The following is a 9442-nucleotide window of genomic DNA, read 5'->3' on the forward strand; positions in this document are numbered from 1 at the left end:
GGGCGAGGATCACGTCGACGTGGTCCAGCAGTTCGAGGATCGCGGTGCGGGCCGTGCGCCGGAAGCCCAGCGCCGCCTCGTACTCGGCCTTCGGGGTGGTGCGTCCGCGCTCCAGGAGTTCGTTCAGGTGTTTGCTCAGGGACTCGGGGTGCTGCGCCTCGGCGTGCAACGAGCGCGCGGCCTCGTACGCCATCACGGTGGCATGTGTCTCGGCGAGTTCGGTCGTACGGACCTCTTCGCCGAGCGCGCCGAGTACGCCTGGTACATCGAGCACGTCCGTTTCGGCGCCGTCGGCCGCGAGGATCCCGACGGTACGCTCCAGCGCTGCGTGCATCGCCGGGTCCGTGTCGGCAAGTTCAGTGCCATGCCACACCAACGCCCTTACAGACCACGGGTTTTCGGCCCGCGTCCCGTCGACTGCCTCGACCGCCGTGGCCAGGTCCGCCACCTGCGCGGCGAGCAGCCCCGGTGCGTCGAGGGTCGGGCTGAGCCCGGTGAATCCCGTTGTCGGCCACGCGCCCACGGGTGCGACGTATCCGGCGACACCGCAGAAGGACGCCGGCCGGGTCAGTGAGCCCGCCGTCTGGGAGCCCAGGGCGAGGGGCACCACGCCGGCGGCGACCGCGGCGGCCGAGCCGCTGGAGGAGCCGCCGGGCGTGTGGGCGAGGCCATGGGGGTTACGGGTGGGGCCGGGCTGGAAGTACGCGAACTCCGTGGTCACGGTCTTGCCGAGGGGCACGGCGCCCGCACTCCTGAGCCGCTCCACCAGCCAGGCGTCGGCGTCGGCGATCCGGCCACGGCGGAGCGGGGAACCGCATACCGTGGGCAGGCCGGCGACGTCGATGATGTCCTTCACGCCGAACGGCACGCCCTGCAGCGGGCCGTCCAGTGCCCGCTCAGCGGCCGCGCGGACATCGTCGGCATCCACCCGCACCCAGGCACGGATGTCGGGCTCGGTCCTCTCCAGGCGACGCAGCGCGTCCTCGACCGTGGCGGTGTGCCGGAGGGTCATGATCAGGTTCCCTTCGCGACGTCAGCGCATGAACAGGCCGCCGTTGGCGTCCCAGCAGGCTCCGGTGACCGTGTCCGCGTGCTCGGCGGCGAGCAGGACGGCCATGTCGGCGATGAACGTGGGGCGGCCGAGCCGGCCGACGGGGATCATGGCCTCGGTCTGGGCGAGTTTCTCGGGAGCGACCGTCTCGCGGACGACGGGAAGGTCCTGCGGTCCGGGGGCGATGGAGTTGACGGTCACTCCGTGCGGGCCGAGTTCGCGGGCGAACACCTTGGTCAGCGTGGCGACTCCGCCCTTGGCCGCCGCGTAGTGCGCGCCGGTTGCGGTACCGCCGTTCTGTCCGGCGAGCGAGCCGATGTTGACGATGCGCCCGTAGCCGCGTTCGGCGAAGTATGCGCCGAAGACCTGGCAGCCGAAGAACGTGCCGTTGAGGTTGGTGGCCACCACCGACTCGAAGCTCTCCGGGGTGATCGTCATCAGCGACTCGACCTTGGAGTGTCCGGCGTTGTTGACCAGGACGTGCACCGCGCCCCAGCGCCCGGCCAGTTGGTCGCGCACCCGTGCGAAGGCGTCCTTGTCCCGTACGTCCAGGGCGAGGCCGACCGCGTTCTGCCCTGTGGGGTCGAGTTCCGCGGCCGCTTTCGCGGCGGCCTCCGCATCCAGGTCGGTCAACGCGACCCGGTAGCCACGGTCGTAGAGCCGCCCGGCGATGCAGGCGCCGAGGCCGCGGGCCGCGCCCGTCACCAGGGCGACCCGGTGGGTGTCGTCCTCCCAGGTCGCACCGGTCCCCTGGGGGCTCATCGGGCCGGCTCCGGGTCCGGCAGCGGGCGGCCGATGCGTGCCTCGATCTTCATGTAGCGCCACAGGCCGTGGTCGCCGACCTGCACGGTGCGGAAGAGGTTGCAGGCCGCGGCCACCGTGGACTGGTCGACGACATCGGCGAGGACGTAGCAGGTCCAGGGCCAGGAGTCGGACGGGCCGACCAGGTGCCGGTCGTCGTCGATGGTGCCGAGGACGGAGACGCCGGGTAGTTCGTGGAACTGTGCGAGCATGCTCATGAAGCCGTCCCAGACGGACTTACCCTGGCCGGTGGGCAGGTCGAAGAAGTTCTGGTTGACGCCGATACAGAACAGCACCCGCAGCGGGGAATCGGACATGGGAGTTCTGCCTTTCAGGAGTGACGTGGGATGAGGGCGGGGGTCCCTCACGGGTAGCCGGGGAAAGGCTGCACGCCTGTGAGCACCGCTCCCGCAGCGTCGTAGATGCCTTCCTGGAGGAAGGCGTGCTGCGGGACCACTGAGGCGTCCCGCAGGTAGCGCTGCATGGGGCTGCTGTCCGCGATGGCGAGTATCCCGGCGAGCTGGTACGCGGCCCGGACGACTTCGAAGGAGGTCTTGGCGAGATGGGTGGAGGCGAGCCGCAGCAGGCTGGCCTGGTGTGCGGTGGCGGGGTCCCCTCGCTCCACCGTCGCCCACACCTCCTCCGTCGTCTCGTAGAAGAAGGCGCGTGCGGACCGGAGCTGGGCTTCAGCCTGACCGACGCCGATACGGAAGGTGGCACGGTCGGCCGCCTTCGGCCCGCCGGTGAAGCTGGCCCGGCCGCCTTGGGTGACGACGTGGTCGAGGGCGGCGCGGGCCACGCCGAGGCCGACGACCGCCAGCACCTGCGCGGCGTACGCGACGGCCGGGTAGCGGTACAGCGGTTCGTCGACGGCGGGCTCGCCGCCGCGGACGAAGGTCCACTCCTCCGGTACGACGACGCCGTCGACGACCAGGTCGTGGCTGCCGGTGCCGCGCATTCCGACGACGTCCCAGTTCTCGACGATCTCCACCTGCCCGGGCCGCAGTACGGCGGTCAGTGGCCGTCCGCCGTGGTCCTCGCCGGCCTTGATGCCGACGCCGAGGACGTCCGCGCCCTTGCAGCCGCTGGCGAACTTCCACCTGCCGGAGATCCGGTAGCCCTCTCCGGCTCGTTCGGCGGCCTGGACGGGGAACAAGCCCGCGGCGAAGGCGACATCGGGTCCCTCCGCGTACAGCTCGGCCTGGGTTTCCAGGGGCAGCGCGGCGAGGTAGACGAGCGACGAGCCGAAGCTGGCGACCCAGCCGGCCGATCCGTCGGCCTCGGATATCCGCTCGATGCGCCGGAGGAATTCCGCCGGTGCCAGTGGCTCGCCGCCGAAGCGTCGCGGCGTACTCGCCCGGTAGAGGCCCGCCTTCTTGAATTCGGCGACTACGTCCCGTGGCACGTGTCGCTTTTCCTCGAATTCATCCCGCCGGTCGGCCACCAGGGCCAATACCCGCTCAAGAGATGAATCCAGCGTCTGCGTCATGAGATTGTCCTCTGGCATGCGCGAGCCGATTGGTTTCCTGCTGTCTCGCTATGACGCTAGGCGGGCCGACCGGGCGCGGACAATCGGGAATCGGAGGGGCCGCATAGGGGATTTCCTTACCGCAGGAGCGGCAGCCGGACGCGGAACACCGTCCCGCGAGGAGTGTTCGCCTCGGCCTGGATGTCACCGCCGTGACGCGTGATGATGCGGTGGCTGAGAGCGAGGCCGATGCCGTGGCCGTTCCCCTTCGTGCTGAAGGCTCCGTCGAATATCTGGTCGGACGGGAGATCCGGCAGGCCCCGTCCCGTGTCCCGTACCTCAAACTCGGCGTACGTGTCGTGACGGCGCGTGGCCACGGTCACCGTCCGCTGTTCCGGGGGCCAACCTGCCATTTCCTCGATCGCATTGAAGGCGAGATTCATCACAACCTGTCCGATCATGACCTTCTCGCAATGCACAGGAAGCTCTTCGTCCGTGCGTTCCCAGCGCAGGGCGACCGAGTTCTGTCTGGCTCGTACGTCGACGAAGTAGGCGCAGTCGGCCATGATGTCGTTCAGGTCGGCGCGTTGCTTGGACTCTTCGAGGCGTACGACGTACTGCCGCAGGCTGGAAAGGATCAGTGCCGCCCGGTCCAGTTGTTTCCCCGCGTTCTCCAGGCCCCAACCGAGGTCCTCGCGGGCGCCGTTCATACGGCTTCGCACCCCCGCCACGAAGTTGTGCGCCGCCGAGATCGGCTGGCTCACCTCGTGGGCGATGGCCATCGCCATGTCGCCCATGGCGTTGTAGCGGGCCAGGTAGTTGAGGTACTGGGCGTCGTGGTGGTGCTCTTCCTCCGCGCGGACCGTGTCGGTGATGTCGTGGAAGAGGAGGAGCAGGCCGTGCAGGTCGTTCTCGATGTCGATGTACTGGCAGCGGGCCGCGAACCAGCGGGCCGGCCCGTCGGTGCCGCCCGGGATCGCAAGGCGGTAGCGGGTGTTCCTGGGTGTTGTGCCGCGGGGGGTGGTGGTGAGGGCCTCCTGCAGGAGTACGGCGGACTCGGGAGCCAGGAAGCCGGCGAAGCCGGCGCCGACGAGATCATCCGGATCGGTGTGGAGCAACGCCCCCGCTGATTCGCTCGCGAACAGCATGCGGCCGTCGCCGTCGAGGACGACGATCCCCTCGTCGAGGTTGCGCAGGAACGCGTGCAGCCGGCCCTCGGTGCGGAACAGGTCGAGCCGGGTGGCCTTCTCCTCCGCGATGTCGCGGAATTGCACCATCACCACGGGCCCTCTGGCGAGGTCCACTCGCACGGCGACGGCCTCGGTCAGGATGTCCACGCCTGCTTTCGACCGGTAACACCATTCGATGGTGCTGGTGCCCTTGTCGACGGCCCGCTGCAACCACGAGACACCGATCTCCCGGGCGTACTGGCGGGCGTTGGAGCTCATGTCGGGAGCCTTGAGCGGTTTCAGCTCGTCGACCGTGAAGCCCAGGACGGCACAGGCGGCGGGATTGGCCCACAGGATGTCCTTCGTCGCGGCGTCGTGCACCAGGACGCAGTGCTGCAGCGCGGCGAAGAGCGGGCCGAAGTCGGATGACGTTATCTCAGGTGCTGTGGGCATGTGGGCTCACACCTCGGACTGTCCGAGACCGCAGCGCAGCATGTCGCCGATCAGGGCGCCCAGGCTCTCGGCGGCTGTCTTCTCCCTGATCCTCGCGCGGTGGGCGTCGACCGTCTTGAGGCTGATGTCCAGCTGTCTGGCGATCGACTTGCTCGGTTGTCCCGCGATCACGAGCCGCAGGATCTCCCGTTCGCGCTGACTCAGCGCGGCAAGCCGGGCCAGCACCGCACGCCGCTCGGCTTGTTCGGCGTATCGCTTGCGGGCCAGGCCCAGTGCGTTCTGGACGACTTCGAGCACGTGCTGCGGGTCGTAGGGCTTCTCCAGGAAGTCCAGCGCACCCCGCTGCAGGGCACGCACCGACATCCGGATGTCGCCGTGCGCCGAGACGAAGACGACCGGTAGCACGGCGTCGGAAGTGTTGAGGAACTCCTGGACCTGGAACCCGCCCTTGTGCGGCATACGTACGTCCAGGACCAGGCAGGCGGGGCGGCCCGGATCGAAGGCGGCCAGGAAGGAGTCCGCGTCGGTGAAGCACTCCGTGTTGATGTGCACGGAGTCCAGCAGCCAGGCCAGGGACTGGCACAGTTGCTCGTCGTCGTCCAGGACGTACACGACGTCGGCCGGCTCTGAGCGCGCTGTGGGCGCGGGCAGGCGAGAGTTGACGGTCATCGGTCCTCGCTTTCAGGGACGTCGTGGCAACGACCCTAAGCAGCCGGGCCGGGTCTGCGGCGGCACTGCGTGCACGGACTTCCGCCCACGGGTGCATCGATCAGGTGTAGGACGCCAAGAGCCCTTCGAGGACCTCGAGCTGGCGTTCCGGGGTGGTGATTGCCGGCGTGAGGACGGCGTTGACCTGGAAGCCCAGGACGACGGCGAACAGCGTCTCGACGATGTCCTCGTCGCAGGTGCGGGTGGTCACCTCACCGGCTCTCCTGGCCTGGGCGAGGCAGCCGTGCATGAGCGTCCGCCACCGGCCCATGATGGCTTCGTAGGCGGACGACATGCGCGGGTCGTACAGGGCACGGTCCCAGAAGGCGACCACGACCCGCGCCTCCAGAAGCCGTGTGTCGTCCAACGGCATCAGCTCGCGGCAGAGGCTGCGCAGGGCCGCCAGACCGCCCGTCTCCGCGATGGCGGGCTCCATGCGGCCTTCGGTCGCGTCGCACGCGTACTGGAAGGCGGCGAGCAGGATCTCGTCCTTGTCGCGGAAGTACGGGGCGAGCCCTCCGTTGGCGAAGCCCGCCTCGGCCGCGAGTTCCCTCATGGTCACCGCGGCGAGGCCGCGGCGGCTGACGAGCGACCAGACCGACCGGATGATCAGACGTCTCCGGGCCTCGTGATCGACGATCTTCGGCATGTGGTCCTTCTCCGTTCCGTACCGGCCGCCTCACACGAACATGGCCGCCATGCTGATGATCATGAGTGCCGCACCGGGCTCCCGGTAAGCCCATGCCCGACGGGTGCAGGGCACGGCGTCCGGGCCGGCGGAGCGGTCCGACAGCTGACCGAACATGATCCCAGCCGCTCGGGCGGTCACCCAGACGACGACCGTGAGTGCGGCCGGCCCGGCCACCATGCCGGCAGCCATGTGCGTAGGTGATCCGCCGGAGTGGCTTGTCATCAGCACCATGAGCAGTGCCATCGCGGCCAGGTCGGTCACCTCGTCCCAGCCCCGCCGGTCGACGCACGCTCGCACGACGCTCCACAGGCAGGCGGCCCCGATCACGCAGGCTGCTGAGCGCCCCCGGTCGCCGGACATGAGCGCCATGCTGCTCAGCGCCAGCGACTGTGGCCCCCAGCGGCGCACCGGCCCGGGTAGGTGACCGGCCAGGCACAGCAGCGCCCCTGCCAGGCCGGCCGTCAGCATCACTTCACGCATGGCCGTCGCGACCGCAGCAGCCGTGCGAGCCGGACGCGTTCGGGGGCACGTCGAGCGTCGGGTTGCGGTCGAAGAAGCCGGCCGGCTTCAGCTTGAAGCCGGTGTAGTCGACCGGCATGATCGGCCAGTCCTCCGGGCGGGGCGCGTGGGTGAGACCGAAGGTGTGCCAGACCACCAGCGACTGCCCGTCGATGTCCCGGTCCGCCGCCGCGTAGGCAGGCAGCCCGGCACCGCCGGGGTGCTGGTTGACGAAATCACCGGCCGGATAACGCTCGGCAGGGTCGTAGGCGGTCACCCACAGGTGCTTGGTGGCGAAGGCGGCCCGGGCAGCGATGGAGGAGTCCGGGTCGGCGAGCAGCGTCGGCTTGCCCTCGGGGTGGAGCACGTAGCCGACCGGCTTTCCAAGGGCATTGAGCGATCCTGGGTTGGTGATGTGCCAGACCCGGTCGACACTCATGTCGGCGGTGCGCTTCGCCTCGCTCTCCCTGGTCAGCGGTGTGTGCCGGTAGGTGAAGGCGTTCCCGCGCGGATTGTCCGGACGGCCGATGGGGAGGCGCACGACGTCGACCTCCTCGACCCGGTTCTCCGTACCGTCGAGCGCCATGTCCAGGCGGGCGCAGAACAGGTGCTGGTGGTAAGGGGCGCCGAGGCCGGGGGCGATCTCGGCGGCATACGGGTAGTCGCCGCCCGGATAGGCGGAGGTGAAGACGACTCCGGTGGCCTTGGCCTCGAACTCGATGGTGCCGTCGAGGTAGAGGTACCAGTAGAAGCCGTAGTCGTAGTTGCCGACCGTGGTGAAGAAGGAGAGCACCATGCGGCGCTGGCGGCGGGTCTCGTTCGAGTTCGCCCACAGATCGGTGTGCTTCCAGAGGATGCCGTAGTCCTCCTCGTGCAGGCAGACCGCGTTGGGCAGGGTCCGCGGGTGGCCCGACTCGTCGGCGATGACCGCGTCGAGGTAGGTGATGTCACCGAGACAGTCGCAGCCGAGTTGGAGGGCGTTGGCCGCCCGGCCGATCAGGTACTCGCCGGTGTCGAAGTAGTTCTGCCAGGAGCGGACCGGCGAGGGGTCGGCGTAGGGCACGACCATCTCGGCGATGGAGGCCCGGTGGATGACCGGGCGGTCGCGGCCCTTGTCCCGGTCCCGGAAGGCCAGTTGGTGCAGGATCAGGCCCTCGCGGGCGTCGAATCCGATGCGCAGGGACCAGTTCTCCCACGTCAGCAGATTGTTCTCAAGGGTGAAGCTGGGTCCCTCGGGCTGGGTGATCTCGATGGGTTTCTGCGTGGTGCGGGCGGGGCCGGTGACGGCCGGGTCGTGGAAGTTCCCGGATCCGGTGGGGATCGGGACGGGGCCGATGTCGACGACGCGGTGGACGGTGCGGCTGAGCACGTCCACGTAGCCGACCAGGCCGTCGACGGGGTGGGCCCAGGCGTGGTCCTGCTCGTGTTCCTGGACGAACGCCAGGCCGCGCAGGATGCGGCGGCCGGACTCGTCCGGGTACTCGTCGGCGTAGACACCGGCGGACAGCGGGGCGACGCGTACGCGGGCCACGTCCAGGCCGCGGTCCTTGAGCGCGGCCAGCCACCGCTCGTCCTGGGCGAGCACCTCTTCGACGATGCCGAATTCCTCTTCCAGCACGGGAAGTTGACCGTCGGCGACGGCATCCAGCGTTCGCTCGGCGACGATGTTCCGCCCGGCCAGGGACACGAGAACGTCCCGCCCGGGAGCGCCCGCGATGTCATGGAGCAGTACGCGGGCCCGGCGGTCCACCGGGTCACCCACGGAGAAGGCGAACAGGTCGCTCTTCGTGGGCTCTTCGAGGCCCACGAAGACGAAGCGCGAGGTGTCCTGAAGGGATCCGGCTCGGTCCAGCACCGAGCGGATCTCCTCGATCTCGCCCGCGGTCAACTGGTCGAGCGGGTGAGCTGTGGCGGTCATGGTGCTCCTCCAGGGGTGCACTTGGCGGTGCTTTTTTCTACGTTGGTAGAGGAAAAAGGACGGGCGGGGTTCGGGTCCAGACCTCGGCCGGGACTTCCTGCCGCGCGGCCGGATCCCGTGCACGCATGGGCGGAAGCACGTGCACCTACTGGCGAATCCGCGGCGACTGTCCCGCCGGCAATGCGCGGGTCCCGGGTGCCCGGCGCTTGGAACCGCGCCGGGCACCCGGGACCCGGTTCCCCGATCGCCCAGGCCCTGTCGGCAGAGGCGGACCGTGAAACGTCGGCCGGCTCCACGAGCGGATTGCCCAGGCCCCGGGAGGCTTACGCGTAGAAGGCGCCCGCGTCGCTGACGTGGCGGCTCATGGCGATGAAGCCGACCGAGAACAGGCCGATCATGGCCCCGACCAGCAGGTAAGTGGCGGGCACGCCGCCGTTGCCGAGGCCGAGGGGGACGGGGAGGGTTCCGGCGACACCGGTGAGCGGCGCCTGCGCGGAGAGCGCGAAGAACAGGACGACCGCCACCCCCACGGCGCCTTGCCGGAGGTGGGTGCGATGATCCGGGCCTGATGACTGCTGGGTCACGGAAACTCCCTGAGAGGTGCAGCAGAGGCCGGGGCATGACGTCTGCGGGCGGAGAAGGCCGGAGGGCAGCCGAACCCGGGGTGCGGGGCGCGGGGGACGGG

10 protein-coding genes are annotated in these 9442 nt (G+C 69.5%); all 10 read right to left on the reverse strand.

What is annotated here, in order from left to right; translation table 11 throughout:
- Nucleotides 1-1012 (reverse strand): amidase (locus G6048_RS44135; protein ID WP_165345251.1); only part of this gene is annotated, 1012 nt, incomplete at its 3' end.
- 21 nt (nt 1013-1033) lie between these two features.
- The gene (locus G6048_RS44140; protein WP_165345252.1) at nt 1034-1813 is read right to left on the reverse strand and encodes an SDR family NAD(P)-dependent oxidoreductase; all 780 of its coding nucleotides are present in this window, start codon (nt 1811-1813) and stop codon (nt 1034-1036) included.
- Nucleotides 1810-2169: a hypothetical protein gene (locus G6048_RS44145; protein WP_165345253.1), complete on the reverse strand. Its 360-nt coding sequence runs from the start codon at nt 2167-2169 to the stop codon at nt 1810-1812. The genes G6048_RS44140 and G6048_RS44145 overlap by 4 nt, the downstream gene beginning before the upstream one ends.
- Before the next feature lie 47 nt (nt 2170-2216).
- A complete protein-coding gene (locus G6048_RS44150) occupies nt 2217-3341 on the reverse strand; it encodes an acyl-CoA dehydrogenase family protein (protein WP_165345254.1) in 1125 nt (374 codons plus the stop codon).
- 116 nt (nt 3342-3457) lie between these two features.
- On the reverse strand, nt 3458-4942 hold the full coding sequence (locus G6048_RS44155) for an ATP-binding protein (protein ID WP_165345255.1): 1485 nt from the start codon (nt 4940-4942) through the stop codon (nt 3458-3460).
- A 6-nt stretch (nt 4943-4948) separates the two neighbouring features.
- Nucleotides 4949-5611 carry a response regulator transcription factor gene (locus tag G6048_RS44160; RefSeq protein WP_165345256.1) on the reverse strand — a complete coding sequence of 221 codons (663 nt, stop codon included), beginning with the start codon at nt 5609-5611 and terminating at the stop codon, nt 4949-4951.
- Between the two features lie 100 nt (nt 5612-5711).
- A complete protein-coding gene (locus G6048_RS44165; RefSeq protein WP_165345257.1) occupies nt 5712-6299 on the reverse strand; it encodes a TetR/AcrR family transcriptional regulator in 588 nt (195 codons plus the stop codon).
- Nucleotides 6300-6329: 30 nt separating this feature from the next.
- Nucleotides 6330-6821, reverse strand: a complete 492-nt coding sequence (locus G6048_RS44170) for a hypothetical protein (protein WP_165345258.1) — start codon at nt 6819-6821, stop codon at nt 6330-6332.
- Entirely contained in the window at nt 6814-8757 is a 1944-nt protein-coding gene (locus G6048_RS44175) for a primary-amine oxidase (RefSeq protein ID WP_165345259.1), read from the reverse strand. The genes G6048_RS44170 and G6048_RS44175 overlap by 8 nt, the downstream gene beginning before the upstream one ends.
- A 323-nt stretch (nt 8758-9080) precedes the next feature.
- Nucleotides 9081-9341, reverse strand: coding sequence for a hypothetical protein (locus G6048_RS44180; RefSeq protein WP_165345260.1), 261 nt, complete (start codon nt 9339-9341; stop codon nt 9081-9083).
- Nucleotides 9342-9442 lie beyond the last annotated feature (101 nt).

It is taken from the genome of Streptomyces ureilyticus (assembly GCF_011045025.1).
Lineage (GTDB): Bacteria > Actinomycetota > Actinomycetes > Streptomycetales > Streptomycetaceae > Streptomyces > Streptomyces ureilyticus.